Genomic DNA, 25,468 nt, shown 5'->3' on the forward strand with positions numbered 1-25,468 from the left:
GCGGTCGACCCGTATGCGACCGGGCCACCGTCCATTGTCCCGCGGCCACGCAAGTGGGTCTGGGACGCCAGGTTTCTCAAGGTCGGAACGGCACGCGATGTTCCCCGAGCCGCGCCAGCACCGCATGGTTCGCCTCCCACCCGTCCGGGAACTTCACCAGCGTCCCCAGCTGCACCGGCTCCGTCGACGGGTAGTCGTCCAGGAGGTCGCTCACCCCTGCCCGGCAGACCACGACGCATGCGTGGCGGTGGCGGGAGGTGAGGACGCACAGGCGGCCCGTTTCCAGGTGGAAGGCGGTGGCGTCGGGGCGGCCCGAGAGGGGGTGGAGGACCACCGTGACGTCGTATTCGCGGCCCTGCAGGCGGTTCGCCGTATCGACGGTGACGTCCGTGACGCCCAGCTCCGCGAGGGCCGCGCGGACGGCCGCCGCCTGGTCGCGGTGGGCCGTGCCGACGGCGATCCGGTCCGGGGTCAGCGGCAGTGGCTCCTCGGGTGCGCGCTCCGACGTCGCGGCGCCGCCCCGGTCCAGCAGCCGTCGTACGACCGTCGCCACCGCGCGCACCGCCTCCGGGTCGGTGCGTGGGGTGTGCCGGGCGGGCAGCTCCAGCAGGCCCCAGCCCGACTCGGCCGCCTCGTCGATCACCCGGTCGGGGCCGGAACCGTCCGCCGGGACGGCGAAGGAGAGGCTGCGGTCGCCGTGGTCCGTGCCGCTGCGGAAGGGCGTGAACGGGTAGAAGGCGTCCGAGACCAGCGGGGCCGCGGAGGCCGGGAGGCGCCAGGACACGGGCAGGCGGTGCTGCGGCAGTTCGGGGTTGTGGGCCAGGAGGGTGGTCACGGCGGAGGCCGAGGGGTCGTACGACAGGCCTGCCCACTGCTCGCTGCCGACGATGGAGAAGGGGTCCAGTTGGCCCGGGTCGCCCACGAACAGTGCGCGCTCGAACAGGCCCGCCACGGCCAGCAGCGCGTCCGAGCGCATCTGGTACGCCTCGTCCACGATCGCGTGCCGCCATGGCTCGTCGACCTTCACATGCGCCCACTTCGCGGCCGTGGAGATGACGACGGAGAGGCCGGTCAGGTCTCCCGCCTTCGCCGACTTGCGTACGTTCGGCAGGTCGTCGAGCGCCTTGTCGTAGGGGTCGGTGTCGCTGCTGTGCAGGCGGCCGACGGGGAGCTCCGGGTTCTTCTCCGCGAGGCGCAGGACGAGGTCGTCGACCTGGGCGTTCGTCTGGGCGACGATCATCAACGGGCGCCCCGCGTCGGCCAGTTCGAGGGCCGCCCGGACGACGAGTGTGGACTTTCCGGCGCCGGGCGGGGAGTCGACGACCACGCCGCGATGGCTGCCGTGCAGGGTGTCGCGGAGGATGGCATCGGTGGCCTCGGCGGCCAGGGCACCGGGGTCGAACACGGCGGTCACAGGACGTCCTCGGCGGTCGTGGGATCGGCGGCCTCCGCAGCGGCTTCGCCCGGCGGCCCGCCGTGGGTCCACGGCGTCTGCTCCGGGTCGGGCAGTTTCGGGCCGCCCCGCTGCTCGTGCTCGAAGAGCGTGAAGCAGATCCGGTCGCCCTTCTCGGGCACGGAACCGGCCTCGGGCTCCTTGCCGCGGCCCATCTTGTCCACGACGCGCAGCACGAGCAGATCCTCCCCGTCACGCCCCACGAACTCCGCCGCCTGCGGCTTGCCGCCCAGCGAGCGGTACACCTTGGCCCGCTCGCCCAGATGCGGGCGGTCCTCCGTGCGCACGGTCACCAGCGGACGCGGGCTGGGCCGCTTGCCCTCGCTGTACGCCATCACCACGTCAGTGACCTCTCCGGCGAACGCCTCCCCGGACAGCCGCCGCCCTGCCATCACCAGCGGGTCGTCGAGCGCCTCCTGAGCCTCCAGCCGGGCCTGTTCGCGCTCGCGCGCGGCGAGCTTGTTGGCCGCGGTGACCGCGTCGTCACGGCGCGGCTGCGGGGGCTCGCCCGCGACGATCCGGTCGCGGTGGCCGGTGAACGACCAGCGGTCGCGCGTCCACCGCTCCTCGACATGCGCCCCGTCGGGCAGCGCCCGCAGCAGATCGAGGCCCTGCCAGACCTTCTCCCAGGTGGGCAGGGTGCGGCTGAGCACCAGCTCGCGGATCTCCCGCTCGGCGGCAGTGAGTTCACCGAGCCGGTCGTCCGCCTCCAGACCGTCCTCGGCGGCGGCGAGGGCGGTACGCGCACGGTCGTAGCGCTCGATGGCGGGGGCGAGCAGCTTGTTGTCGAACGCCGGGTCGGTGGCCGGTCCGGCGGGCGGGCAGAGCAGTTGGCCTCCGGGGTCCCGCGTGAGTTCGGCGTGCAGCGCGGCCTCGGCGCCCGTCGAGCCCTCCGGAGGGTCGATCCACGCGAGGAGGGCGCCCAGGTGCTGGTCCTCCAGGGTGGACTGGCCGGTGGCCCAGTGCCGGGACAGAACGTCCGTCATGGCGAGCAGGAGGGAGGAGCCGGGGACGCGGGCGCGCTCTCCGAAGTGCGTCAGCCAGCGGCCGAGCAGCGGCACGCGCGGGGGCGCGGGATACGGGGTCTCCGGGTCCTGTTCCGCCGTACGCCTGAAGCGCATGGAGCGGCCGAGCAGCCGTACGAAGTCGACGCCCGCGCGGCTCGGCACGATCAGCTGCGGGGCGTCCGCGCACAGTTCGACCTCGACCTTGACCCGCTTGCCGGTTTCCGGATCGGTCTCGTTGCGCTCGGCGGCCTCCACGTCGTCCGCGTACGCGTCGAGATACGGCAGGACGGCGTCGGCCAGCTCGGCCAGGAATGCGAACCTGAGGTCGCGGTCGCGCGGTTGCGGTACGGCCAGCAGGCGCGGCGCAGCCCGGTCGGTGCCCACCAGCGCGCCGAGCGGGGCGCCGGCCTCGCCCGCGGTGGTGAGCGGCACGAAGACGAGCGGTCGCTCGGACAGGTGCCGGTGCCGGACGGTGGCGGCGGGCTGGGCGCAGCCGGTGCGACAGGCTTCCAGCCGGGCCAGCGTCGTGATCAGTGACACGGGGGCTCCTCGGGGCAGGGGGCCGGGGCCAGGGAGCGAGGGCGCCGGGCGCGGCTTGACGGCGCCGGAACGGGCGGGGGCGGGAACGCCGTCATCACCATGCGGGACTCCCCGTCGTGGCATCCGCCGGGGCCTGCGGCCCGCGGTTCTCCAGCGCCTCCGCGCGCAGCCGCGCCGCCCTGCGCAGCGCCGCCACCGCCGGATCCTCCGGGTCCCCGGCTTCTCCCCGGGCCGCCGACAGGACGTCCTCGACGGTCGTCAGGCCACCCAGTTCGGCGCGGACCGAGCGGCCCAGGGAGGTCACCGCACCGGCCGCGCGGGAGCGGTCACGGCAGTGGAAGGCCAGCTCGCAGGCGGACAGACACTCGGGCGCGTATGTCGCCGGGACCGACTCGACGGCGGATGTCAGCTCGGCGGCGGGCAGCTCCGGGGAGAAGCAGGTGCCCTCGGGGAGCGTGTCGGCGATGTCCTCGATACGGGTCAGGCGGGCCAGCTGGCGGCCGGTGACCGCGCGCTGCTTGCGCACGTCGACGGCCGAGGCGGTGGGGAGGTTGGAGAAGTCCTTGGGGCAGACCAGCAGCACCTTGTGCCGCACCTCGGGAGCCGGGCCGTGACATCGGGCGCTCGCCCCCTCCACACCGGCGCGCCCCTCCGGCTCCGCGCCGAGACGGGCGGCGACCTGCTCCAGGGCCAGCACGTACACCGCCGCCTGGCGCGCCGCCGCGCCCACCTTCGCCGGGTCCGCGCTGCCGTCCAGCATCGGGAAGGACTTGATCTCCACGACCGTCCAGCTGCCGTCCGGGTGCACGACCACGGCGTCCGGCTCCAGGAACGCGGGCGAGCCCGCCACATCGAGCGCGAGCATCGGGTGGTCGAGGAGTGTCCAGGTGCCGGGTGCGGCGGTGGCCTCGCGCAGCGCCAGGGCCGTACGGGCCGTACGCCCCTCGGGGCCGGATGCAGTGAGGTCGGGCACGCGCGCGTCGGCGGGCGGCTCCGCGCGCCGGTCCAGCTTCTCGTGCACCAGCCGCAGCAGCTCCGCGCCGCCGTCCGCCTTGACCTTCGCCTCGAACGCATTGCCCCGCGTGAACGCGAACTGCGACTGCCCGAAGGCCGACGGGGAACCCAGCGCGCTCGCCAGCGCCGCCTTGTTCACCCCGGCGCCGTCGAGGATCGCGCGCCGCTTGCAGCCCGGGTTGGCGGCGAGGGCGGCCAGGGCGCGCGCGTCCAGCGCCTTGGCCGGTACGTCGGGACCGCGCAGCTCAGCGAGCCGCTGCCGGAGCGCCTTCCCCCGCGTCCGTGGGAGAGGCACCCGGCTCGGCTCCGGATCCGATCCGGGACTCGCGCTGCCGTGGAATTCGCTCACCCGCGGAAGTCTGGCATCCGCCACTGACAATTGAGGAGCCTGCGACCTGCGAGCGCCCTGCGCCGGAGGAGAACTGCTCCCTGATCCGGTCCGCGCCCCGCATGACGTACGGCGTCAGGAACAGCCCGACGCCCATCACGGCCGCACCCGCGACCGCGTCCAGGAAGTAGTGGTTCGCGGTGCCCATGACCACGATCGTGGTCAGCAGCGGGTAGGCCACGGCGGCGACCTTCGTCGTACGCGTCCTGCCGTAGCGCCACAGCATGACCCCGCACCACAGCGCCCAGCCCACATGAAGGCTCGGCATGGCCGCGTACTGGTTCGTCATCCCCCCGAGGCCGCGCGGGGCACTGGCCTCGCCGCCCCACCAGCCGTACGAGCTGTACTCGGCCATCGTGTCCACGAAGCCGTGGCCCGCGGAGAGCAGGCGCGGCGGACAGGTCGGGAGCAGCGTGAAGCCGATCAGGCCGAAGAAGGTGGACGTCATCAGCCAGGTGCGGGCAGCGCGGTAGTGCACGGCGCGCGATCGGAACAGCCAGACCAGGATCGCGGGCGTGACCAGGTAGTGCAGCGACGCGTACCAGAAGTCGGCCGGGACGCCGAGCCACGCCTCGCGCGTGAAGAGCCGGTTGAGCGGGTGCTCGGCGTTGATGTGCAGGAACTTCTCGATGTTCAGGATCGTCACGCCGTGGTCGACGGCGCTGGAGGTGTCACCACGTGCGAGGAGGCGGCCGGCCGAGTAGCAGGCGTACACCAGCAAGATCAGCGGCAGCTCGGTCCACCAGCGCAGGCGGGTCCGCGGGGTTGCTGCCTCGACGCCCGGTGTCGTCTCGGTCTTCGGCATCCGACTGCCTCCCCCTTCTTCTCGCGCGGCGCCCGGCGGTCCGGTCGTGCCACTTTACGGCGTACGTGCGCACCCGATTCGGGCGCCCCGGCCCTCAAAGACGCAGAGATCGCCCGCCGGGTTGCCCGCACCAAGGGTGCGCGATGATGGAGCGGTTCCGCCTGCGATTTCTCCCGGAAGGCCGCTCAGCTCATGGCACCTCGCATTCTGCTGGCCCGGCACGGACAGACCGAGTGGTCACTGTCCGGCAAGCACACCGGCAGGACCGACGTCCCTCTCCTGGAGGAGGGCCGACGAGGCGCCAAGCTGCTCGGCGAGCGGCTGCACCGGGCGCCGTTCGAAGGGCTCCCCGGGGTCGCCGTCCGCACCAGCCCGCTGGCACGCGCGCGTGAGACGTGCGAGCTCGCCGGGTTCGGGGAGCGGGCGGCCGTCTGGGACACGCTGATGGAGTGGGACTACGGCGCGTACGAGGGCATGACGCCGGAGGACATTCAGGCCGTCCGGCCGGGGTGGCTGATCTGGCGGGATGGCGTCCCGGAAGGCGAGTCGCTCGCCGAGGTGACGTCGCGGGCCGACGAGGTGGTGGCGTGGGCGCGCGACGCTGACCGCGATGTGCTGGTCTTCGCGCACGGGCACATTTTGCGGTCGATCGGGGCTCGGTGGTTGGGGCTGCCGCTGGAGTTCGCGGCACGGATTCGGCTCAATCCGACGTCGTTGTCGGTGCTGGGGTGGGCTTACGGCGAGCCGGCGATCGAGAGCTGGAACGACCTGGGGCACCTGGCGGCGTAGGTCGGACCGCGAGCCGGGGGGGCGGGTTCGCTTGCCCGCGCCGACGGGGTGCCGCTCTCTTTGGGACGGGTGCCGCCCCAGCGGCACGACTGCCCGCAGGCTGAGCTGGTCAAGCTGTACGCGGTTGTGACGCGTGTCGCTCCAAGAACCCCGACACCCCCGATGCCCGCCGGTGCGGCAGCAGTACCCGTGCTGTCCCGGCCAGCATCGTCTGGACCCGTGACGACTGGACCTGGTCCAGCAGGTCCAGGACCCGCATGCCGGCCGCTGCCGCCTCGTCCGGGCGGCCGCCTCTCGCCAGGTCGTCCGCCAGTTCTGCCGTGTACAGCGCGATGTTGCGGGTGAAGTGCGGGTTCTGGAGCTGGGCCGCGCGGCGTGCGTGGCGGGCCGCGCGCGGCCAGTCGCCGAGCGTCGACCAGCACTGCGCCTCCAGGCCCTCCAGCTCGGCCTCCCCGTAGAAGCTCATCCACTCGGGATCGGCGTCCGAGGGGCCTCGCTCGAAGAGGGTCTGTGCGCGGACGAGTGCCTGTTCGCAGGCGGTGCGGTCGGCGAGGCCCGCCCAGCCGCCCGCCTCGCGCAGCGCGAGCAGCGACATCAGGCGGGGGGAGCCGAGGGGGCGCGCGACGCGTTGTGCGGCCTGCGCGGCCCGGACCGCCTCGCGCGGGCGCCCGGCGTCGCGCGCGAGGAACGCCGTGTTGCAGAAGCCGTGTGCCTCCAGGGCGTCGTCGCCGGTCATCCGGGCGGTCGCGAGCGCCTCCGCGTAGTGCGAGCGTGCGTCGTCGAAGCGGCCGGAGTCGTGCGCCAACCAGCCCACCGAGATGGCCAGTTCACCGGCGCCCGAGTGGAGCCGGTCGGCGGTCGTCTGCCGGGTCGCCCCGGCGTCCAGGAGCGCGTAGGCGGCGCGCAACGGTTCCGATGCGCGCCGGTAGAGCCCGTCCGCGCCGTGCCGGTCGTCGAGCAGCCGGATTCTGCGTACGGCCTCTTCGAGCGCGTACGCGTCGTTCGTGCCGGGGCGGCGGACGGGACGTCCCGCTGCCCCGGCGTCGAAGGCGAGCCCGATCGGGCCCAGCGAGGCGGCAGCCACCGTGGCGCCACCGCCGGTCATGAATGCGCGACGCAGCACGTCGCTCTCCTCGTAGCTCTCGTGAAGCGCATGGCTCTCGTGATGCGCATGCGGGTCGTACGGGTCGTGGCACTCCTGCGTGTCATACGGCTCGTACGCGCCCTGCGTCTCACCAAGGGTGTGCGCCCGGCGTCCGCGTACGGACGCGCGTGGGGCAAAGCCCAGGTCGGTGAGCGTGCGGCCGGGGAACATGTGCAGGAACACCCGTTCGTATGCATAGTTGGGGCAGCGGATCTCGCCCGCCTCGACCCGGCCGATGTAGCGCGCGTCGCAGCTGACCCGCTCCCCGATCTCGCGCGCGGCCCGCCGCACCGCCGCGGCGAACTCGGCCGGCGAGCGCTGTCCGCGCAGTTGCCGGAAGACGAGGTTCGGCCGCGGTGGCCTGGGGGGCGTGGGCTGGGACGAGGTCACCTTTGACGACGCCATGGCCGGGTCCTCTCGTGCGAACCGTCGAACCATGCCGGATTCAGGGTGAGTTGTCCGTGTAGCGCCCTGCTTCCGGCGGGCAAGAACGTACCGGCTGTGCCGGACCCCGCACGCCGGGTTTGGCTACAAACCGGATATCTCATACGGGATCTGCCATGAACTGCCATCCTTTGTGGCTGACTTCCGCCGTAGCCGTTGACGCAACGCCGCGTTGAACTCTGCGGACCGGGAGGCACCCGACTCCCGACCCGCTTCGTTCAAGGAGGGGTTCCGTGGTGGAGGCCGGGATGGAGACCAGCCAGAGCGTCGTTCCTCGTACGCCCTCGACGACCATGGCGCACGCCCCGACCCCGGAGCTCGGCGAGCCGCCCCTCCCCGACGGTGCCTGCGATCTCGTCACCGTGCCTACCCGGCAGGGACTGGAGGCGGTCGACATCCTGCGGCGCGGTGCGGGCGACGCGGTCGGTCCCGTCCTGCACGACGACGGCTGCAAGACCCTGGGCTTTGTGGTGCCGCCCGGCACGGCCGCCGCCTGGGACGTCCCGGGCAGCACCTGTACGGAGACCAACGGCCGCGGCCTGAGCCTGAACCCCGAGCCGCCCGTGGAGGGCTCGGACTGGTTGCTCCCGCCCGGCGAGGCCGACCTCGCGACAGACCCGGCGGTGCTGCGCGCCGCACTGGGCGAGGCGGCAAGGATCATCGAGGCCGCGGACAACTGCCGCTGACCGCTCACCGGCTCTGAGAGCCCGGGTCCCCCCTGCGCAGGCGTGCCCGCCGCGGGCTGCCGATAATGGCGCAATGGGAAAGTCCAGGAGCTCCCGGCGCGCGGGCGGCGGTGCCGAAGCCGTCGTCGAGGCCGTCGACGGCGGGCTCGCCGAGCTGATGCCCGACCGGGACCGGGCGCGGGCCTGGACGCTGCTGATCGACGGGGCGCCGCAGTCGCATGTCGATCTCGACGACCCCTCCTACCTCTCCTTCGAGTACCAGCGCCGGCTCGGGCACGTCATCGACCTGGTCGCACCGGCCGGGAAGCCCGTCCACGCCGTGCACCTCGGCGGCGGAGCCCTCACCCTCGCCCGCTATGTCGCGGCCACCCGCCCCCGCTCCACCCAGCAGGCCGTCGAGCGGGACGCTGCCCTTGTCCAACTGGTCCGCCGGGAGCTGCCGTTGGACCCGAACGCCCGGATCAGAGTGCGTTCCGTCGACGCCCGCGAAGGGCTCGCCAAGGTGCTCGACGGCTGGGCCGACCTCGTCATCGCCGATGTGTTCAGCGGGGCCCGCACCCCAGCCCACCTCACCTCGACCCAGTTCCTCGACGATGTCCGCCGGGTCCTGAAGCCGAGCGGTTTCTACGCCGCCAACGTCGCCGACGGGCCGCCGCTCACCCACCTCCGCGGCCAGATCGCCACCGCGGCCGCCCGCTTCCCCGAACTCGCGCTGGTCGCCGACCCGACCGTGCTGCGCGGTAAGCGCTTCGGCAACGCGGTCCTCGTCGCCTCCGACGCCCCGCTGCCGATCGCGGAACTGACCCGCCGCGCCGCCTCCGACCCGCACCCCGGCCGGGTCGAACACGGCCGCGCACTCCTCGACTTCACCGGCGGGGCGACCCCGGTCACGGACGAGGCGGCGGTCGCCTCCCCGGCGCCGCCGCCCTCGGTGTTCCGCTAGTCCCGGTGGTTCCCGACTAGTAGTTCCCGATCTCCACGTGCGGCGGCCCGTCGTGCCACGTACAGATCACCGACACCTTGTTCGTGCCCGAGGTGAACTCCACCCGGATCCAGGTCTCCGTCTTCCACACCTGCATCGACCAGCCGGAACCGGGCGTCGCGGACACGAGTGTCGCGTCCGCCTTGCCGAGGTCGAAGACCGCGCGCCCGCCGTCGGTGTCGTAGGCCTTGATCTGGCCGGACGCGGTGGGGGCCGGGGTGGGGCTCGGTGTCGTCGGCGCCGACGGCGTGGGTGTCGGGGAGGGGCTGCGCGACGCGCTCTTCGACGGTGACGGGGCGGGCCGCTTCGTCGACGACGCCAGCGGCTTCGACTCCTGTGTGGTCGCGTCCGCGGCCGTGATCGGCAGGGCACGCGGCGGGTCGTACGCCGTGCCCGCCATCACCGTGTGGACGCCCCACCACGACAGCGTGACCGCCGCGCCCGTGGCGAGCGACCAAGCCAGTACGTGTACGAGTCCTCTGCGCATCGCGGGCCATACTGCCTCACGAGTCCCACGAGCCGCACACGGTCGGAGTTATCCACAGGCCCCGATGCGGCCCGCCCGCATGGCGTACGGTCTCGCGCATGGCAAGTGTGCTCGTGGTCGAGGACGACCAGTTCGTACGCTCGGCGCTGATCCGGCACCTGACCGATGCCGCGCACACCGTGCGCAGTGTCGGGACGGCGCTGGAGGCGCTGCGCGAGGTCGCCCATTTCCGTTTCGACGTGGTCATCCTGGACCTCGGACTGCCCGATCTGGACGGGTCCGAGGCCCTGAAGATGCTGCGCGGCATCACCGACGTGCCGGTGATCATCGCCACGGCGCGGGACGACGAGACGGAGATCGTCCGGCTGCTCAACGCGGGCGCCGACGACTACCTGACCAAGCCGTTCTCCGTCGAGCACCTGTCCGCGCGGATGTCCGCGGTCCTACGACGGTCCCGGTCCGCCCCCTCGGACACCCCGCCGTCCACCGTCCTGCGCGTCGGCGGCCTCACCGTCGACCCCCTGCGGCGCCAGGCGGAACTGGACGGCGTCCGCCTCGACCTCACCCGCCGCGAGTTCGACCTGCTCGCCTTCCTGGCGGGCCGGCCGGGCGTCGTCGTCCCGCGCAAGGAACTCCTTGCGGAGGTGTGGCAGCAGTCGTACGGCGATGACCAGACCATCGACGTCCATCTGTCGTGGCTGCGGCGGAAGCTGGGCGAGACGGCGGCGCAGCCGCGCTATCTGCACACCCTGCGGGGCGTCGGCGTGAAGCTGGAGCCGCCCACCTCCGAGGGATCGGAGCCGCCGCGATGAGATGGGCACTGGTCAAGGTCTGTCTGGCGGTCACCGCCATGGTCGTGGTCGCCTTCGCGGTGCCGCTCGGGCTCGTCATCAAGGAGATGGCCCGGGACCGCGCGTTCTCCAACGCCGAGCGACAGGCGGCCGCGGTCGCCCCGGCGCTGTCCATCACCACCGAGCGCGACCAGCTGGAGCGGGTCGTCGCCTCCGCGGGCTCGGACACCGGGATGGCCGTGCACATACCCGCGGCCGCCGGACAGCCCGCCGTAGACATCGGACGGCAGCGCGCCGCCGGCAAGGACATCGCGACCGTGCGCAGGCTGGGCCGCGCCTCCACCACCGAGGTCTCCGGCGGCTCCACACTGCTCCAGCCGGTCGCGCTGAGCTCCGGCGCGATCGCGGTCGTCGAGGTGTACGTCCCCGAGTCCGAGGTCAGCAACGGCGTCGGCACGGCGTGGGCGGTGCTCGCGGGGGTCGGTATCGCGCTGATCGTCGGGTCCGTCGCGGTCGCCGACCGGCTGGGCGTACGGATGGTGCAGCCCGCACAGAAGCTGGTCGAGGGTGCGCACGAGCTGGGGGAGGGGAAGCTGGGGTCGAGGGTGCCGGAGGAAGGGCCGACCGAACTGCGACTGGCGGCGGTCGCGTTCAACTCCATGGCCGACCAGGTCGTACAACTCCTGGCGAATGAAAGGGAGTTGGCGGCGGACCTGTCCCACCGACTGCGCACCCCGCTGACCGTGCTCCGCCTCAACGCTGCCTCGCTCGGCGACGGGCCGGCCGCCGAGCAGACCCGGGCCGCCGTCGCCCAGCTGGAGCGCGAGGTCGACACCATCATCCGCACGGCCCGGGACGCCAAACCGCAGACCGCGGCCGCCGGTCCCGGCGCCGGATGCGATGCGGCCGAGGTGGTCCGGGAGCGGATGGGGTTCTGGTCGGCGCTCGCGGAGGACGAGGGCCGCAAGTGGCGGGTGGCCGGTGCCGACCGCCCGGTGCGCATACCCGTGGCCCGGGCGGACCTCGCTGCCGCACTGGACGCCCTGCTCGGCAATGTCTTCCGGCACACCGCCGAGGGCACGGCCTTCGCGGTCGACCTGCACAACGGCGAGGACGCGGTGATCGTGCTGGTGTCCGACGCGGGTCCCGGGATCCTGGATCCCGAGGCCGCGATGGCGCGCGGGCGGGGCTCCGGCAGCGACGGATCCACCGGACTCGGCCTGGACATCGTGCGGCGGCTCGCGGAGTCGACCGGCGGTGATGTGCGGATCGGGGCGTCGGTGCTGGGCGGGACCGAGGTGCGGATCTGGATCCAGCTGGACGGGCGGGAGCGGACGCCCGGCGGGCGGGGGCACCGGTTGGTCCGGCGCCGCAGACAGAGCAAATTGGTCTCTACCTTTAACCGTCCCCGATCCCTTCCTTAAGCGCACCCTAAGATCCTCAATCCCCGTCCGGATCAGGCACTTTGCCCGATTCCGGCTCGCTAGCGTGCTGCCGCACCCCACCCCCGAACCATGAAGGCAGGCACGCGATGAGCACGCACCGGCGCAAGGTGAGCGGCAGGAACAAGGCGATCGGCGGAGCTGTCGCCGCGGCCGTGATCGGTGGCGGCGCGCTCCTGCTCACCGGTACCGCGCAGGCGGCCGGCGTGGCCGCCGCGTACACCAAGACCAGTGACTGGTCGACGGGGTACACCGCGCAGTACGTCGTCACGAACAACAGCGGCCAGACGGAGAAGACCTGGAAGCTGGAGTTCGACCTGCCGTCCGGCTCCAAGCTGAGCTCGCTCTGGAACGCCGAGTCCAGTGTGAGCGGACAGCACGTCACCGTGACGCCGGCCAAGTGGGACACCGACGGCCTCGCGCCCGGCAAGTCCGTCACGGTCGGCTTCGTCGTCAACGGCACGGGCAATCCGGGCAGTTGTCTCGTCGACGGCGCCAAGTGCTCCGCGGACGACGGTCCGACGCCCGAGCCGAGCGGCCGCCCGACCCAGTCCGCGACGCCGACCCCGACGGCCACCCCCACGCCCACCCCCACCAAGACCGCGACCCCCACGCCCACCCCCTCCCAGAGCTCCGGCACGGGCACCACGGCGAGCGCAGGCTTCGCCCCCTACGTCGACACCTCCCTCTACCCGGCCTTCGACCTGCTCGCGAGCGCCGACGCGACCGGCGTGAAGAACTACAACCTCGCCTTCATCACCGACGGCGGCGGCTGCACACCCAAGTGGGGCGGTGTCAGCGACCTCGGCAGCGACGGGGTCGCCTCCCAGATCGGCTCCCTCCGCGCCAAGGGCGGCGACGTCCGCGTCTCCTTCGGCGGCGCCTCCGGTTCCGAACTGGCGACGACATGCTCCTCGGCGGACGCGCTGGCGACGGCGTACGGCAAGGTCGTGGACGCGTACAAGCTGACCAAGGTCGACTTCGACGTCGAGGGCGGCGCGCTGCCCAACACCACCGCGAACACGAACCGCGCGAAGGCGATAGCCAAGCTCCAGGCGGCCCACCCCGACCTGGACGTCTCCTTCACCCTCCCGGTCATGCCCGAGGGCCTCACCCAGGACGGCGTGAACCTGCTCTCCAACGCCAAGTCCAACGGCGCGAAGATCAACACCGTCAACATCATGGCGATGGACTACGGCGCCTCGTACAGCGGTGACATGGGCAGCTACGCAGAGCAGGCGGCCACCGCCACGCAGGCGCAGGTCAAGAGCGTGCTCGGCCTGTCCGACTCCGCCGCCTGGAAGGCGGTCGCCGTCACCCCGATGATCGGCGTCAACGACGTCTCGTCCGAGATCTTCAAGGTCGACGACGCCACGCAGCTGACGGCCTTCGCCAAGTCCAAGGGCCTCGGCGGTCTCTCGATGTGGTCGGCGACCCGCGACAAGCAGTGCGACGGCGGCACCAAGCCCACCGCCGACGCGACCTGCAGCTCGATCGCCCAGGACAAGTTCGCCTTCTCGAAGGCGTTCGGCGCCTTCAACTGACCGCTGCCGAACGGGGGTTGAAGCGCCCCGGCCGGACCTCCCCCCACCCGGCCGGGGCGCACACCCGCGTCAGAAGGGCCGGGCCCGTCAGAACGGACCGGGCCCTCCGAAGCCCCCGAAGCCGAACCCGCCCGGGCCGCCGGGGCCGGGCCCGTGGTGATGGAACCCGTCGAAGAGCGCGTCGGCCAGCAGCATCCCGCCGACCCCCGCCGCACCGGCCACCAGCGCGGTCTTCCACCACGGCGCGCTGTACCAGCCGCCGGGCACCGTACGTCCGCCGACCACACCGCCGGGGTGGTAGTACGGGTTCGCCGCACCCGGCTGCGCGGCGGCGGTGTACGTCTGCCCGCCGACCGTGACCTGACCGCCGCCGAGCCCCGTGGTCGGCAGAGCAGGCCCCGCATCCAGCCCAAGGGCGGTACGGGCCGTACGCACATGGTGCAGTCCCTCCACCGCGGTCTGCGTGACCAGCGCGTACTGGGCGGGGGAGTAGGCGGTGGCGAGCTGCCCCTGGGCCGCCCGGTGCCGCTCGCCCGCATCCGCCAGGGCCTGCCGGGCGGCCAGGTTCCCGCCCGCGTCCAGCGTCGACAGGCTCCCGCCGAGCAGCTCCACCCAGCGGTGCGCCTCGGCACCGGCGTCCGCGGCCGCGTCGTACGACTGCTGCGCCTGCCCGGGTACCGGGTCGCCCGCCCGCCGCCGGGTGGCGAACGCCACGGCCGCACCGATGAGCAGCAGCGGCAGCAGGAGCGCGATGAATCCCATGACGTCCTCCGTCGTCCTGCAGGGCCAACTCGCCCTGCAGGACTGATCGAACGCCCTCGCGCTGAGAGGCCGCTGCGTACCGCCTGAGCGCCCCCTGTGAAGTCCCGGGCGCCGACCCCGCGCCCCAAAGGGGCGCGGGGCTGTATCGATATGCGGCTCCGCCGCGTGGGCGCGACCAGCCACGACGCACCCGCGGACAACTGTCCGGCGAAACGCTCACTCGGCCTCCACCGGAGGCAACACCCCCGTCCGCGCAGCCTCCCCATACCAAAGGGCACTCGACTTAGGCGTACGAGCAAGGGTGACGTAGTCGACATACACCGCACCGAAGCGCTTCTCGTAGCCGTACGCCCACTCGAAGTTGTCCATCAGGGACCACAGGTAGTAGCCGCGGACGTCCGCGCCGTCGGTGATCGCGCGGCGCACCGCCGCGAGGTGTTTCTGCAGGTAGGCGATGCGCTCGGGGTCGTGGACGCGGCCGTCGGGGTCGGGCTTGTCGTCGTAGGCGGCACCGTTCTCCGTGATGTACAACGGCAGCCCGGGCGCCTCGCGGGTGTACCGCATGATCAGCTCGTGCAGGCCCGTCGGGTCGATCGTCCAGCCCATCTCGGTGCGCTCGCCCGGGGTCTGGTGGAAGGCGACGTCGTCCGCGCCCGGCCAGGGGGAGTGGTCGCTGGCGCCGTGACCGTCGGCGCGCCGGCCGTTCGGGTCGGCCTCGGCCGTCGAGACCAGCGCGGGCGTGTAGTAGTTGAGGCCCAGCGCGTCCAGCGGCTGGTTGATCGCGCGCAGGTCGCCGTCGAGGACGTACGACCAGTCGGTGATCAGCTCGGTCGCCGCGAACAGCGAGTCCGGGTACGCCCCGTGCAGGATGGGACCGTGGAAGACGCCGTTGGCCAGGTCGTCGATCTTCCGCACCGCCGCCAGATCCGTCGGGTCCTGCGGTGAAAGCGGCCTGACCACCGACGAGTTGAGGCTGAGCGCGACCGAGTTGCGGGCCGGCATCACGGACCGCAGGGCCGAAGTCCCGAGCCCGTGCGCCAGGTTCAGGTGGTGAGCGGCCCTCAGCGAAGCCTCCGGGTCTGTGCGGCCCGGCGCGTGCACTCCGGAGCCGTATCCCAGAAACGCGCTGCACCACGGCTCGTTGAGCGTGATCCACTGCTCCACCCGGTCACCGAGCGCCTCACCCACGATCTGCGCGTACTCGGCGAACCGCAGCGCCGTGTCCCGCGCCGGCCAGCCGCCCGCGTCCTCCAGCTCCTGCGGCAGATCCCAGTGGTAGAGGGTGACGGCCGGCTTGATGCCGTGTGCCAGCAGCTCGTCCACGAGCCGCCGGTAGAAGTCCAGGCCGACCTGCACCGCCGGCCCACGGCCCGTGGGCTGCACCCGCGACCAGGAGATCGAGAAGCGGTACGCGGACAGGCCCAATTCGGCCATGAGCGCCACGTCTTCGCGGAACCGGTGGTAGTGGTCGACAGCGATGTCACCGTGCTCGCCGCCGGCGGTTTTGCCCGGCGTATGGCTGAAGGTGTCCCAGATCGAGGGCGTACGGCCGCCCTCCCGCACCGCACCCTCGATCTGGTACGCGGAGGTCGCCGCGCCCCAGAGGAAGGCGGGGGGAAAGGTCACCGGGGTCGCCGGCTGTGCGGACTCAGACATGGAAGCGCTCCCATAAGTGGTCGTTCAGACCGAAGAGTTGGAGGGGAGAGAACGGGCGGGGAGGAGAGGGGGCCGGGGCGGCGGTGACCCGGCCCACCAGGTCGTCGAAACGGCGTCAGCCCTTGATGGCGCCCTGCATGATGCCGCCCACGATCTGCTTGCCGAACAGGATGAACGCGATCAGCAGCGGCAGCGTGCCCAGCAGCGCTCCCGCCATGATCACGGCCTGGTCGGGGACGTAACCGGTGCCGAGCGAGTTGAGGGCGACCTGCACGGTCGGGTTCTGCTGGTTGAGGGCGATGATCGGCCACAGGAAGTCGTTCCAGGCGAACACGAAGGTCAGCAGGCCCAGGACGGCCATCGCGGGCCGCGCCGCGGGGAAGACCACATGCCACACGACTCTCAGACTGCTCGCCCCGTCCACCCGCGCCGCCTCGATCAGCTCGGTCGGCAGCGCCTGCACCAGGTACTGCCGCATGAAGAAGGTGCCGAAGGCGGTGACCAGCGTCGGGAGGATGACCGTCTGCAGCTGGTTCGACCAGCCCAGGTCGCTCATCCACAGATACAGCGGTACGACGGCCAGCTGCGGCGGGATCATCATCGTGCCGATGGTCAGCAGCAGAAGGACGCTGGAGAACCGGAACCGCAGCTTGGCGAAGGCGAACCCGGCGAGCGTCGAGAACAGCACCGTGGCGACGGTGATGGTGCCCGCGACGACCGTGCTGTTGAACATCGCGGTGCCCATGCCGGCCTGGTCCCAGGCGGCCTGCAGATTCTTGAACAGGTTCCCGCCGAACCACAGCGGCGGCGGAGTCTCGGCCAGCCGGTGGTCGGTGCGGGAGGCCGCGATCGCCGTCCACACCAGGGGCGCCAGGGAGAGCAGCGCGAAGACGGTCAGCACGAGATACGTCACCGGGCCCGCGTGCAGCTGCTTGCCCGCGCCCATCACCCGGCGGTTGCGGCCCCTCTTCGCCTTCTGATTCTTCTGCTTCCGAAGCTGAGGCAACGTCAGTTCACTGGTGGTCATTGGGACTTCCTCAGGCGTCGGGTGAACAGCAGATTGATCACGGCGACGATCAGCAGGATCAGGAACATCGACCAGGCGATCGCGGACGCCTTGCCGAGGTTGCCGATGATCCAGCCCTGGTCGTACATGTACAGGCCGAGCGTCTGGTACTGGTGCTCCGAGCCGCCCTTGGAGCCGCTGACCCCGCCGAACAGCAGGGGCTCACCGAAGAGCTGGGTGGCGCCGATGGTGGAGACGACGACGGTGAACAGGATCGTCGGCCGCAGCTGCGGGACGGTGACATGCCGGAACTGCTGCCAGCGGTTGGCACCGTCGATCGCCGCCGACTCGTACAGGTCGGCCGGGATCGCCTGCATCGCCGCCAGATAGATCAGCGCGTTGTAGCCGGTCCAGCGCCAGATCACGATCGACGACACCGCGAACTGCGAACCCCAGTCGGACTCACGCCAGTTGACCGGGCCGATCCCCACGAAATGCAGAAACCAGTTGATCATGCCGCCGTCCCAGGAGTACAGCAGCGTGAAGACGAGGGTCGCCGCCGCCACTGAGGTGGCGTACGGGGTGAGCATCACGACCCGCCAGACGGTGGAGCCGCGCAACCGGTAGTTCAGCAGGTGGGCGAGCCCGAGCGCCGCCATCAGCTGCGGCACGGTCGAGATCACACCGATGGTGAAGGTGTTCGACAGCGCGTTCCAGAAGAAGTCCGAGCTGAGCAGGTGCTTGTAGTTGTCGAGGCCCGCCCAGGTCTGGGTGTCCAGCGACGACAACTGCACGTTGTGCAGCGAGTACCAAGCCGTGTACAGCAGCGGGACCAGCGAGAACGCACCGAAGATGATGAAGAAGGGGGCGATGAACGCGTACGGCGACGCTTTCATGTCCCAGCGGTACAGCCGGCTGCGCCACGAGTCGGGCCCCGCCGGCGGCGTACCGCGACCGTGAGCGCCCCGGGCCGCGCCCGGCTGTTCGCCGGACGCGGCCTCGGCGCTCGACGCGGGATGCGCGAGAGCCTGCTTGGAGCTGCTCACTGGCCGAGCACGTCCTTGATCTCGTTCTTGGCCGCGTTCCAGCCCTGGTCCGGGGTCTTGCCCTTCTGCTCGACCTGGAGGATGCCCACGTCGGTGAGCGCGGTGTTGATCGGCTGGTCCTTGATGCCGAAGTACTGCGTCGGGATGGTCTTGGCCGAGTCGGCGAAGATCTGGGTGATCGGCGCGTTCGAGAAGTACGCCGTGGTGTCCGCGGCCGGCTTCAGGGTCGAGTACGCCGACGGGGTCGACGGGAAGCTGGCCTGCTTGGCGAAGACCTTCGCCTGCTGCTCGGGCGCGGTCAGCCACTTGGCCAGGGCGATGGCCTCCTTCTGGTGCTTGCCGGCGGTCGGCACACCGAGGAAGGAGCCGCCCCAGTTGGATGCGGTCGGGGCCGCCGCCACATCCCAGTTGCCCTTGCCCGAGTCACCGGACTTCTGCTCGATGTAGCCGATCATCCACGCCGGGCAGGCCACCGTGGCGAAGGTGCCGTTGGCGTAGCCCTGGTCCCACGGCTTGTCGAACTGCTTCAGCTTCGCCGACATATTGCTGGTCGCCACCGTCATCGCGACGTCCCAGGCCTTCTTCACACCGTCGGACTTGTCCCAGACGACGTTGCCGCTGTTGTCGTAGTACCGCTCGCTCCCGCCGCCGAGAGCCGCGTTGTAGACGGAGGAGGCGGAGTCCACGTACTTGGTGCCGCTCGGCGCCTTCTTCATGTACTGCTTGCCCAGGTCGACGTACTTTGCCCAGTCGCCCTTCCACTGCGCGGCGAGCTTGGTGCGGTCCGTCTCCAGGCCGGCCTTCTTGAAGAGGTCCTTGCGGTAACAGATCGCCATCGGGCCGATGTCGGTGCCGAGCCCGATCAGCTTGCCGTCCTTGGTGGTGGCCTGGGCGTTCTTCCAGTCCAGCCACTGCGATTTGTCGACGTCCTTGCCGAGGTCGACGAACTTGCTGCCCTGCGTCTGCACGGCCTCGGTGATGTTGCCGACCTCGATCGCCTGGATGTCGTCGGTGCCGGAGCCCGCCTGCAGCCGGGTGAGGACCTTCGGCCAGTACACGTCGGTACGGGTGGTGACGTTCTCCTTGATGCTGATGTCCGGGTGCAGCTTCATGTACTCGTCGTAGAGGCCGGCCTGCTTGTAGCCGAACACACCGAAGGTGCCGATGGTCAGTGTGGTCTTGCCCTTGCCGTTGCCGCCGCTGTCGTTCGACGAGCCGCCGTCCGAGTCCTTGGAGCAGCCGGCCAGCAGTCCCGTGGTCAGCGCGGCGACGGCCGCCAGGGCCATCAGCCGGTGGGACCGGCGGGTACTCGTGCGCATTGCGTCCTCCTGTTGCCTGACGTGCCGACCCCCCGGCCAACTGCATTGGTGGCGCCCGTTCGTACTCGCTGCGGCTCGGGCGGGGAACGTGCGGGATGTGTATGTGTCAGGTACTGTGGGAGCGCTCCCACAAGTGATGTGTTGAAGAGTCGTCGGTTCGAGCGGGGGTGTCAAGGGAGTCGGCGCGGCGAGATGTGTTCAGTTATCGGGCTGTTAACTGGACGAAAGAACTCCGCTGCCGGTCGGGCATTTCAGCCCGTCGTGGGGGTCCCCCCGCTCGAGCGAAGCCGAGAGTGGGGGAGTTTGAGGACGAGGCCGTTCAGGCCGACAGCGGGGGTCTGGGGGCGGCAGCCCCCAGGGGCGTTCACGGATCCCACGGGACTGTTACATTCCAGGCCAGCTGCAATAACGGCGGAAAGGGCGGAGCCAATGGCGCGGAACCGGAGCGGTGGTCGACCCACCCTCGAAGAGGTTGCCGCCCGCGCCGGCGTGGGCCGCGGCACGGTCTCCCGGGTGATCAACGGCTCGCCGCGCGTCAGCGATGCGACCCGCGCCGCGGTCGAGGCGGCGGTCGCGGAGCTCGGCTACGTCCCCAACACGGCCGCCCGCGCCCTCGCGGCGAACCGCACGGACGCGATCGCCCTGGTCGTCCCCGAGCCGGAGACCCGCTTCTTCGCGGAGCCGTACTTCTCGGACATGCTCAAGGGCGTCGGCGCCGAACTGTCCGACACGGAGATGCAGTTGCTGCTGATCTTCGCGGGCAGCGACCGCGAGCGCCGCCGCCTGGCCCAGTACCTGGCCGCGCACCGGGTGGACGGCGTCCTGCTGGTCTCGGTCCACGCGGACGACCCGCTCCCCGACCTCCTGGCCCAGCTGGAGATCCCGGCGGTGATCAGCGGCCCCCGCTCGGCCGCCGAGACCCTCACCTCGGTGGACTCGGACAACTACGGCGGCGGCCGCTCGGCGGTGGAGCACCTGCTGTCCCGGGGCCGCCGAAAGATAGCCCACATCACCGGCCGCCTCGACGTCTACGGCGCGCAACGCCGCGTCGACGGCTACCGCGACGCCCTGCGCGACACGGGCGCGGAGGTCGATGAACTCCTCATCGAGCCGGGCGACTTCACCGAGGAGGGCGGCCGCCGGGCGATGACAAAACTGCTCGCCCGCTGCCCCGACCTGGACGCGGTCTTCGCCGGCTCCGACGTGATGGCGGCCGGTGCCCGCCAGGTCCTGCGCGAGGAGGGCCGCCGCATCCCCGACGACGTGGCCCTGGTCGGCTACGACGACTCGGCCATCGCCCGCCACATGGACCCGCCCCTCACCAGCGTCCGCCAGCCCATCGAGGAGATGGGCCGCCGCATGATCGACCTCCTCCTCGGCGAGATCGCCGACCGCCGCCCGGCCGTCTCCCGCGACCTGGAACGCCGTCAGGTCGTCCTGGCCACGGAGCTGGTGACGCGTACGTCTTCCTGATCACCGCCAGGGTCTGCTGCACCGCAGGCCCCGCTGGTCGCGCCCGCGCGGTACGGCGCAGCGGGAACCGGTCTCCCGGGAAACGAATCAGCCGGTGACCCTGTTCTTCAGGGTCACCGGCTGATTACTCAGGGTGAGTGACGGGACTCGAACCCGCGACATCCTGGACCACAACCAGGTGCTCTACCAGCTGAGCTACACCCACCACGACCGGCGGACTACTTCGTGGTTTTCCGACCGGCCGAGAAAAAGTGTACAGGGTCCGAAGGGGTGCTCGCGCACGGCTTTTGCGGCGCCCCCTCCGCGTCGCTACTCCGCGGGCAGGACGTGCTTCGCGGCGATCGACCTGGCGGTGTCGGAGTCGGGGCCGGGCTGGGGCACGAAGATCGCCTCGCGGTAGTAGCGGAGTTCCGCGATGGACTCGCGGATGTCGGCGAGGGCGCGGTGGTTGCCGTTCTTCTCGGGGCTGTTGAAGTAGGCCCGCGGGTACCACCGCCGGGCGAGCTCCTTGACGCTCGACACGTCGACGATCCGGTAGTGGAGGTAGTCCTCCAGCGTCGGCATGTCGCGGAGCAGGAAGCCGCGGTCGGTGCCGACGGAGTTGCCGCACAGCGGGGCCTTGCCGGGTTCCTTGACGTGTTCGCGGACGTAGGAGAGGACCTGCTCCTCGGCGTCCGTCAGTGTTGTGCCGCCGGCGAGTTCCTCCAGCAGCCCGGACGCGGTGTGCATCTGACGCACCACCTCCGGCATCGTCTCCAGCGCCCGGTCCGGCGGACGGATGACGATGTCCACACCGTCGCCGAGGATGTTCAGCTCGGAGTCGGTGACGAGGGCGGCAACCTCGATGAGCGCGTCGTCGGACAGCGAGAGGCCGGTCATCTCGCAGTCGATCCACACCATGCGATCGTTCATGCGACCACCCTAAGGCTGGCGCCCGCAAAAACAGCCCCTCTGGTGTTCGAGGAGAGGGGTAGGGGGAGGGGTGGGTGGCCCGGGTGGCCTCGGTCGCCCGGGCCACCCACCCACTCCTCCCCGCCGTTACGTACCGCTGCGCTGCCCCGGCAGGCTCGCCCGGCTCGTCACATAGGCCTCGCGGCCGTTCTCCGCCGCGGCCGCGGCGGAGAGTGCCGCCCCCGACCCGACGGCGCTCGCGGCGGCCCGCCGGCTCTGCATCGGAACCGGCCCCTCCGGATGCAGCAGGGGCGCAGGCCCCGGCACCCCGGCCGCACCCTCCAGGTCGGCCGGCTTGTCGCCCTGCGGACGGCGAGCGCGGTACGCGGCACGGTAGGCGGCGGGCGAGGACCCCAGCTGACGGCGGAAGTGGCCGCGCAGGGCCACCGGCGAGCGGAAGCCGCAGCGGCCCGCGACCTCGTCCACCGAGTAGTCCGACGTCTCCAGCAGGCGCTGCGCCTGCAGCACCCGCTGGGTGATCAGCCACTGCAGGGGAGCGCTCCCGGTGAGCGAGCGGAACCGGCGGTCGAAGGTGCGCCGGCTCATGTACGCACGCGCGGCAAGCGTCTCCACGTCGAACTGCTCGTGGAGGTGCTCCAGCGCCCAGGCGACGACCTCGGCGAGCGGGTCGGCGCCGATCTCCTCTGGTAAAGATCGATCGAGGTAGCGCTCCTGGCCGCCCGATCGGCGCGGGGGGACGACGAGCCGCCGGGCCAGTGCGCCCGCCGCCTCGTTGCCGTGATCCGTCCGCACGATGTGGAGACAGAGATCGATTCCGGCCGCCGTACCGGCGGACGTCAGAACGTCTCCGTCGTCCACGAACAGTTCTCTCGGATCCACATGCACCGACGGATAGCGCTTGGCCAGCGTCGGTGCGTACATTCCAGTGTGTGGTCGCGGGGCGGCCGTCCAGCAGGCCCGCCGCCGCCAGTACGAAGGCGCCGGTGCACAGCCCGACTATGCGGGCGCCTTCCTCGTGCGCCCGGCGCAGTGCGTCGAGCGCCTCCTCCGGCGGCGGAGACGTGATCGAGCGCCAGGCCGGTACGACGACCGTGCCGGCGCGCGATATCGCCTCCAGGCCATGCGGCGCGGTGAGTTCCAGGCCTCCTGTGGTCCGCAGCGGGCCTTCCTCGCCGCCGCACACCAGCAGCCGGTAGCGCGGCACGCCGGCGTCCTGACGGTCGATCCCGAACACCGACAGCGGTATGGAACTCTCGAAGATGGGGCCGCCGCTGAACAGCAGCACCGCGACGATCTCCTTGCGGCGTCGCCCGGAAAGCTTCCGGGCCGCGGCTTCCGGCGCGGCAGTGGAGTCGTGGCTCATACTGCTAAGCCCCCCTCGGTGGTCGCGGCTCCTCGGTTGTGTCGCTCCTGCACGTTTCCCCTCGGTCCTGCACGAGTCCCCCGCCGTAAGACGTCAAGATCGAATCTACTGTGTCGCGTGGTGCCGGTGTGACCAGTTCGGCAATCGGCACATTGTCGACATGGCAACTTGGCGTGAAGCATTCGATCACGAAGCGTTGCACTCGTGGGCCGTGCAGGGAAGTGCGCCTCGTCGCAGTGGCCAATCCACGTAGGGTACGCGGCCCCCCCGAGCCCCTGTCTCTGCAGGTGGAACGGGGGTTGGGGGGTGGTCGGGGCAGGGGATGCACGGTCCCCGGAAGTTGGCTGAAAAGCGTCGGGCGTGTGCGCGGAAACCGGTCAGCCGACCGGTGTACTTCCCCCAGTGTGACGCCTGCCTCTGTGAGCACCCGTGCCGCTCCTGTGATGGCGGCCACGACGGGACGTCTGTTCCTCCGTGGGCGGGCGGGCCGCCACTCGTTCGGACTGGCGCAGCAGCAGCCGGCACACGGCGGTGACGGCGGCGAGGCCGAAGGCCGTGCCCGCGGCGCCGGCGAGCGAGGTGCCGTACCAGAGGAGAACAACAGGGACGAGGACGCAGCTGAATGCCGCCCAGCGGACGACATCGGTCACGGCGTCCTGCGGCGAGGCGGTCGCGCGATGGGGGTCCCCCCAGGCATTCGGCGCCGGGGGAGCCTCGGGGGTGGGGTGCGGTCCGGACATGCGTGCTCCCTGGGGCCTGGGTCTCGGTGTTCAACGCGTGTTCGACCGGGCGGTCACTGTACGCCGCCCGTCTCCGGCCCCCGGGATAAGTGAACCCTGTGCAAACCGCCTGTACAGCGCAGCAACCATTGCGTTACCGGCGCACCCTCGTGCATGCTCCCTGGAACCCCCACGCACCGTGGGCGGGATCTGGGCTAAGGAGGCGTGCCGCCGTACCCTTGGGGGTATGGGGTTGGGAAGATGATTCCCGGACACAGCTCCGCCAACGGATGTCCCTCCCACAAAGGATCAATTCGCCGAGACAGCCATGGCCGGTCACGAATACTTCGAACCCGCGGACCGCAAGCGGCCCGTCGCTGATCCCACGGCGGCCGAGCCCCAGTCGGCCGAAGAGCCACGCCACTCCTGCGATCCAGCCTTCAAGCACGGCGTGGTCGTCGGCTTCGACGGCTCCACGTCCAGCGAGCGCGCCCTCGCCTATGCGATCGGCATGGCCCACCGTTCCGGATCGGGCCTGATCATCGTCCATGTCGCCAACAGGCTGCCCACCACGGTGTGGGCCGGCTGCGAGCCACCGGTCTTCGTCGATGTGCCGGACCACCGCACCGAGGTGCTGGGGCTCGAGCTCGCCTGTGCGGACTATCTGGCCGAGGTGCCATGGATCCTGGTCGAGCGCGGTGGCGACATCTGCCACGAACTCGAAGAGGTGGGGCGGGAGTACGAGGCGGACGCGATCGTCGTCGGCTCCACGCACGGCATCGTGGGCCGGATTTTCGGCTCCGTGGCGGGGCGGCTCGCCAAGCGGGCGAAGCGGCCCGTCGTTGTCATTCCGTAACTTCCCGTTCTCCCAGGTGAGATGTGCCGTGGGGAGAGTCAACTTCCTTTGTGCAGCGCGCAAATCTACTCGCGCGTAGAGGTGTTTGTGCCTTTGTGAAGGGCATATATCGGTCACCGCACAACTGCACATGCATGAAGGGAGCCCGCCGTGGACAAAGACGTCTCCGGGGGAAGCGGAACCACTACCGTGGTCGGCCGACTCGCCCTGGGTATCACCCTGTTGGCGTTCGGACTCGGATACACCGACGTGATCAATGGTGTGTCGGCCGCTGACGCCGTTTCACTGGCCCACTACGTAGGCGGCGTTGCGCTGTTCGTCGCCGGACTCTTCGCCTTCCGTGACGGTGACTCCGTCAACGGCACGGCGTACTCGGCGCTCGGCGCCCTCTGGTTCACCTGGGCCGTCACGGCCGGGGCGGCCATGTCTGCCAACGCGGCCGGGCTGTTCCTGCTGCTGTTCGCCCTCGTGGCGTTGTCGCTCACCCTTGCGGGCGGGGACCAACTCACGCAGGGCACATACGGGTTGTTCTTCGTCTCTCTCGTGCTTCTTGCCATCGGGCAGTTCGCTACGAGCGGTTCTCTCGCGAAGGCCGGCGGGTGGTTCGCCGTGGCGGCGGGGGCAGTTGCCTGGTACGCGGCTACGGCTGCGCTGGCTCATTGGCCGACGGTGCTTCCTCGGCGTGCTGCCGGCCGGGGGGTGACGGCCACCGGCTAGCTGCGCAGGCCGGGGGTTTGGGCGGCCCCCGGCGAATGGAGCGGACCCCCCGTGTTTGGTGGCATCACGTGGGGGTCCGTTCTGTTGTGTGGCCTCTGCGGGTGGGTGGGGGCTTGTCGCGCA

22 protein-coding genes, 1 tRNA gene and 1 pseudogene are annotated in these 25,468 nt (G+C 71.1%); 9 read left to right on the forward strand and 15 right to left on the reverse strand.

Annotated elements, in window-relative coordinates:
* Nucleotides 1–76 precede the first annotated feature (76 nt).
* The 4 genes from P2Q00_RS14785 to P2Q00_RS14800 form a co-directional block, all read right to left on the reverse strand.
* Entirely contained in the window at nucleotides 77–1,414 is a 1,338-nt protein-coding gene (locus P2Q00_RS14785) for an AAA domain-containing protein (RefSeq protein ID WP_275772940.1), read from the reverse strand.
* Nucleotides 1,411–3,000, reverse strand: coding sequence for an amino acid adenylation domain-containing protein (locus tag P2Q00_RS14790; protein WP_275772941.1), 1,590 nt, complete (start codon nucleotides 2,998–3,000; stop codon nucleotides 1,411–1,413). Before P2Q00_RS14790 ends, P2Q00_RS14785 begins: the two co-directional genes overlap by 4 nt.
* A 94-nt stretch (nucleotides 3,001–3,094) precedes the next feature.
* Nucleotides 3,095–4,309: a hypothetical protein gene (locus P2Q00_RS14795; protein ID WP_275772942.1), complete on the reverse strand. Its 1,215-nt coding sequence runs from the start codon at nucleotides 4,307–4,309 to the stop codon at nucleotides 3,095–3,097.
* Nucleotides 4,260–5,207 carry a phosphatase PAP2 family protein gene (locus tag P2Q00_RS14800; protein ID WP_275772943.1) on the reverse strand — a complete coding sequence of 316 codons (948 nt, stop codon included), beginning with the start codon at nucleotides 5,205–5,207 and terminating at the stop codon, nucleotides 4,260–4,262. Before P2Q00_RS14800 ends, P2Q00_RS14795 begins: the two co-directional genes overlap by 50 nt.
* Nucleotides 5,208–5,399: 192 nt before the next feature.
* On the opposite strand from P2Q00_RS14800, the gene P2Q00_RS14805 reads away from it, so the two are divergent.
* Complete coding sequence (locus P2Q00_RS14805) at nucleotides 5,400–5,996, forward strand: histidine phosphatase family protein (protein WP_275772944.1); 597 nt, start codon at nucleotides 5,400–5,402, stop codon at nucleotides 5,994–5,996.
* Between the two features lie 109 nt (nucleotides 5,997–6,105).
* Here the strand turns inward: P2Q00_RS14805 and P2Q00_RS14810 are convergent, their stop codons facing one another.
* Nucleotides 6,106–7,545, reverse strand: coding sequence for an NsdA family TPR-like regulatory protein (locus P2Q00_RS14810; protein WP_275772945.1), 1,440 nt, complete (start codon nucleotides 7,543–7,545; stop codon nucleotides 6,106–6,108).
* A gap of 272 nt (nucleotides 7,546–7,817) precedes the next feature.
* On the opposite strand from P2Q00_RS14810, the gene P2Q00_RS14815 reads away from it, so the two are divergent.
* Together P2Q00_RS14815 and P2Q00_RS14820 are read left to right on the forward strand one after the other, a co-directional pair.
* Nucleotides 7,818–8,270, forward strand: a complete 453-nt coding sequence (locus tag P2Q00_RS14815) for a hypothetical protein (RefSeq protein ID WP_425579620.1) — start codon at nucleotides 7,818–7,820, stop codon at nucleotides 8,268–8,270.
* Between the two features lie 73 nt (nucleotides 8,271–8,343).
* Complete coding sequence (locus P2Q00_RS14820) at nucleotides 8,344–9,213, forward strand: spermidine synthase (protein WP_275772946.1); 870 nt, start codon at nucleotides 8,344–8,346, stop codon at nucleotides 9,211–9,213.
* Nucleotides 9,214–9,229: 16 nt separating this feature from the next.
* Here the strand turns inward: P2Q00_RS14820 and P2Q00_RS14825 are convergent, their stop codons facing one another.
* Nucleotides 9,230–9,739 carry a hypothetical protein gene (locus P2Q00_RS14825; protein ID WP_275772947.1) on the reverse strand — a complete coding sequence of 170 codons (510 nt, stop codon included), beginning with the start codon at nucleotides 9,737–9,739 and terminating at the stop codon, nucleotides 9,230–9,232.
* Nucleotides 9,740–9,837: 98 nt separating this feature from the next.
* On the opposite strand from P2Q00_RS14825, the gene P2Q00_RS14830 reads away from it, so the two are divergent.
* The 3 genes from P2Q00_RS14830 to P2Q00_RS14840 all read left to right on the forward strand — a co-directional run bounded on the left by P2Q00_RS14830 (nucleotide 9,838) and on the right by P2Q00_RS14840 (nucleotide 13,516).
* Entirely contained in the window at nucleotides 9,838–10,551 is a 714-nt protein-coding gene (locus tag P2Q00_RS14830) for a response regulator transcription factor (protein ID WP_275772948.1), read from the forward strand.
* On the forward strand, nucleotides 10,548–11,954 hold the full coding sequence (locus P2Q00_RS14835; RefSeq protein ID WP_275772949.1) for a sensor histidine kinase: 1,407 nt from the start codon (nucleotides 10,548–10,550) through the stop codon (nucleotides 11,952–11,954). Before P2Q00_RS14830 ends, P2Q00_RS14835 begins: the two co-directional genes overlap by 4 nt.
* Before the next feature lie 107 nt (nucleotides 11,955–12,061).
* Entirely contained in the window at nucleotides 12,062–13,516 is a 1,455-nt protein-coding gene (locus P2Q00_RS14840) for a glycoside hydrolase family 18 protein (RefSeq protein ID WP_275772950.1), read from the forward strand.
* Between the two features lie 87 nt (nucleotides 13,517–13,603).
* On the opposite strand, the gene P2Q00_RS14845 is transcribed toward P2Q00_RS14840, so the two are convergent.
* The 5 genes from P2Q00_RS14845 to P2Q00_RS14865 all read right to left on the reverse strand — a co-directional run bounded on the left by P2Q00_RS14845 (nucleotide 13,604) and on the right by P2Q00_RS14865 (nucleotide 19,305).
* A complete protein-coding gene (locus P2Q00_RS14845) occupies nucleotides 13,604–14,278 on the reverse strand; it encodes a hypothetical protein (protein WP_275772951.1) in 675 nt (224 codons plus the stop codon).
* A 216-nt stretch (nucleotides 14,279–14,494) separates the two neighbouring features.
* On the reverse strand, nucleotides 14,495–15,934 hold the full coding sequence (locus tag P2Q00_RS14850) for a GH1 family beta-glucosidase (protein WP_275772952.1): 1,440 nt from the start codon (nucleotides 15,932–15,934) through the stop codon (nucleotides 14,495–14,497).
* Nucleotides 15,935–16,049: 115 nt separating this feature from the next.
* Entirely contained in the window at nucleotides 16,050–16,961 is a 912-nt protein-coding gene (locus P2Q00_RS14855; protein WP_425579619.1) for a carbohydrate ABC transporter permease, read from the reverse strand.
* Nucleotides 16,958–17,986 carry a carbohydrate ABC transporter permease gene (locus P2Q00_RS14860; RefSeq protein WP_275772953.1) on the reverse strand — a complete coding sequence of 343 codons (1,029 nt, stop codon included), beginning with the start codon at nucleotides 17,984–17,986 and terminating at the stop codon, nucleotides 16,958–16,960. Before P2Q00_RS14860 ends, P2Q00_RS14855 begins: the two co-directional genes overlap by 4 nt.
* Nucleotides 17,983–19,305 (reverse strand): ABC transporter substrate-binding protein, encoded by a 1,323-nt coding sequence (locus P2Q00_RS14865; protein WP_275772954.1) that lies wholly within the window; start codon nucleotides 19,303–19,305, stop codon nucleotides 17,983–17,985. The genes P2Q00_RS14860 and P2Q00_RS14865 overlap by 4 nt, the downstream gene beginning before the upstream one ends.
* A gap of 429 nt (nucleotides 19,306–19,734) precedes the next feature.
* Here P2Q00_RS14865 and P2Q00_RS14870 point away from each other — a divergent pair, with 429 nt between their 5' ends.
* Entirely contained in the window at nucleotides 19,735–20,778 is a 1,044-nt protein-coding gene (locus P2Q00_RS14870; RefSeq protein WP_275772955.1) for a LacI family DNA-binding transcriptional regulator, read from the forward strand.
* Between the two features lie 132 nt (nucleotides 20,779–20,910).
* Here P2Q00_RS14870 and P2Q00_RS14875 read toward each other — a convergent pair.
* The 4 genes and pseudogenes from P2Q00_RS14875 to P2Q00_RS14890 form a co-directional block, all read right to left on the reverse strand.
* Nucleotides 20,911–20,983: transfer RNA gene (locus tag P2Q00_RS14875), tRNA-His, on the reverse strand.
* A 104-nt stretch (nucleotides 20,984–21,087) separates the two neighbouring features.
* Entirely contained in the window at nucleotides 21,088–21,690 is a 603-nt protein-coding gene (gene orn / locus P2Q00_RS14880) for an oligoribonuclease (protein WP_275772956.1), read from the reverse strand.
* Nucleotides 21,691–21,816: 126 nt separating this feature from the next.
* Nucleotides 21,817–23,053: pseudogene (locus P2Q00_RS14885) on the reverse strand (helix-turn-helix domain-containing protein).
* Nucleotides 23,054–23,430: 377 nt separating this feature from the next.
* Nucleotides 23,431–23,793 carry a hypothetical protein gene (locus tag P2Q00_RS14890; protein WP_275772957.1) on the reverse strand — a complete coding sequence of 121 codons (363 nt, stop codon included), beginning with the start codon at nucleotides 23,791–23,793 and terminating at the stop codon, nucleotides 23,431–23,433.
* Nucleotides 23,794–24,100: 307 nt separating this feature from the next.
* Here P2Q00_RS14890 and P2Q00_RS14895 point away from each other — a divergent pair, with 307 nt between their 5' ends.
* Nucleotides 24,101–24,628: a universal stress protein gene (locus tag P2Q00_RS14895; RefSeq protein ID WP_275772958.1), complete on the forward strand. Its 528-nt coding sequence runs from the start codon at nucleotides 24,101–24,103 to the stop codon at nucleotides 24,626–24,628.
* Between the two features lie 150 nt (nucleotides 24,629–24,778).
* A complete protein-coding gene (locus P2Q00_RS14900) occupies nucleotides 24,779–25,345 on the forward strand; it encodes a GPR1/FUN34/YaaH family transporter (protein ID WP_275772959.1) in 567 nt (188 codons plus the stop codon).
* Nucleotides 25,346–25,468: the final 123 nt, after the last annotated feature.

The sequence above is a fragment of the Streptomyces coacervatus genome (genome assembly GCF_029223485.1).
In the GTDB taxonomy this organism is placed as follows: Bacteria; Actinomycetota; Actinomycetes; order Streptomycetales; family Streptomycetaceae; genus Streptomyces; species Streptomyces coacervatus.

Coding starts and splice junctions, on each gene's coding strand:
- P2Q00_RS14865 (WP_275772954.1), bottom strand. CDS start 19,305: ATGCGCACGAGTACCCGCCGGTCCCACCGGCTGATGGCCCTGGCGGCC.
- P2Q00_RS14835 (WP_275772949.1), top strand. CDS start 10,548: ATGAGATGGGCACTGGTCAAGGTCTGTCTGGCGGTCACCGCCATGGTC.
- orn (WP_275772956.1), bottom strand. CDS start 21,690: ATGAACGATCGCATGGTGTGGATCGACTGCGAGATGACCGGCCTCTCG.
- P2Q00_RS14825 (WP_275772947.1), bottom strand. CDS start 9,739: ATGCGCAGAGGACTCGTACACGTACTGGCTTGGTCGCTCGCCACGGGC.
- P2Q00_RS14890 (WP_275772957.1), bottom strand. CDS start 23,793: ATGTCCGGACCGCACCCCACCCCCGAGGCTCCCCCGGCGCCGAATGCC.
- P2Q00_RS14855 (WP_425579619.1), bottom strand. CDS start 16,961: ATGACCACCAGTGAACTGACGTTGCCTCAGCTTCGGAAGCAGAAGAAT.
- P2Q00_RS14830 (WP_275772948.1), top strand. CDS start 9,838: ATGGCAAGTGTGCTCGTGGTCGAGGACGACCAGTTCGTACGCTCGGCG.
- P2Q00_RS14850 (WP_275772952.1), bottom strand. CDS start 15,934: ATGTCTGAGTCCGCACAGCCGGCGACCCCGGTGACCTTTCCCCCCGCC.
- P2Q00_RS14800 (WP_275772943.1), bottom strand. CDS start 5,207: ATGCCGAAGACCGAGACGACACCGGGCGTCGAGGCAGCAACCCCGCGG.
- P2Q00_RS14845 (WP_275772951.1), bottom strand. CDS start 14,278: ATGGGATTCATCGCGCTCCTGCTGCCGCTGCTGCTCATCGGTGCGGCC.
- P2Q00_RS14810 (WP_275772945.1), bottom strand. CDS start 7,545: ATGGCGTCGTCAAAGGTGACCTCGTCCCAGCCCACGCCCCCCAGGCCA.
- P2Q00_RS14870 (WP_275772955.1), top strand. CDS start 19,735: ATGGCGCGGAACCGGAGCGGTGGTCGACCCACCCTCGAAGAGGTTGCC.
- P2Q00_RS14820 (WP_275772946.1), top strand. CDS start 8,344: ATGGGAAAGTCCAGGAGCTCCCGGCGCGCGGGCGGCGGTGCCGAAGCC.
- P2Q00_RS14895 (WP_275772958.1), top strand. CDS start 24,101: ATGGCCGGTCACGAATACTTCGAACCCGCGGACCGCAAGCGGCCCGTC.
- P2Q00_RS14840 (WP_275772950.1), top strand. CDS start 12,062: ATGAGCACGCACCGGCGCAAGGTGAGCGGCAGGAACAAGGCGATCGGC.
- P2Q00_RS14805 (WP_275772944.1), top strand. CDS start 5,400: ATGGCACCTCGCATTCTGCTGGCCCGGCACGGACAGACCGAGTGGTCA.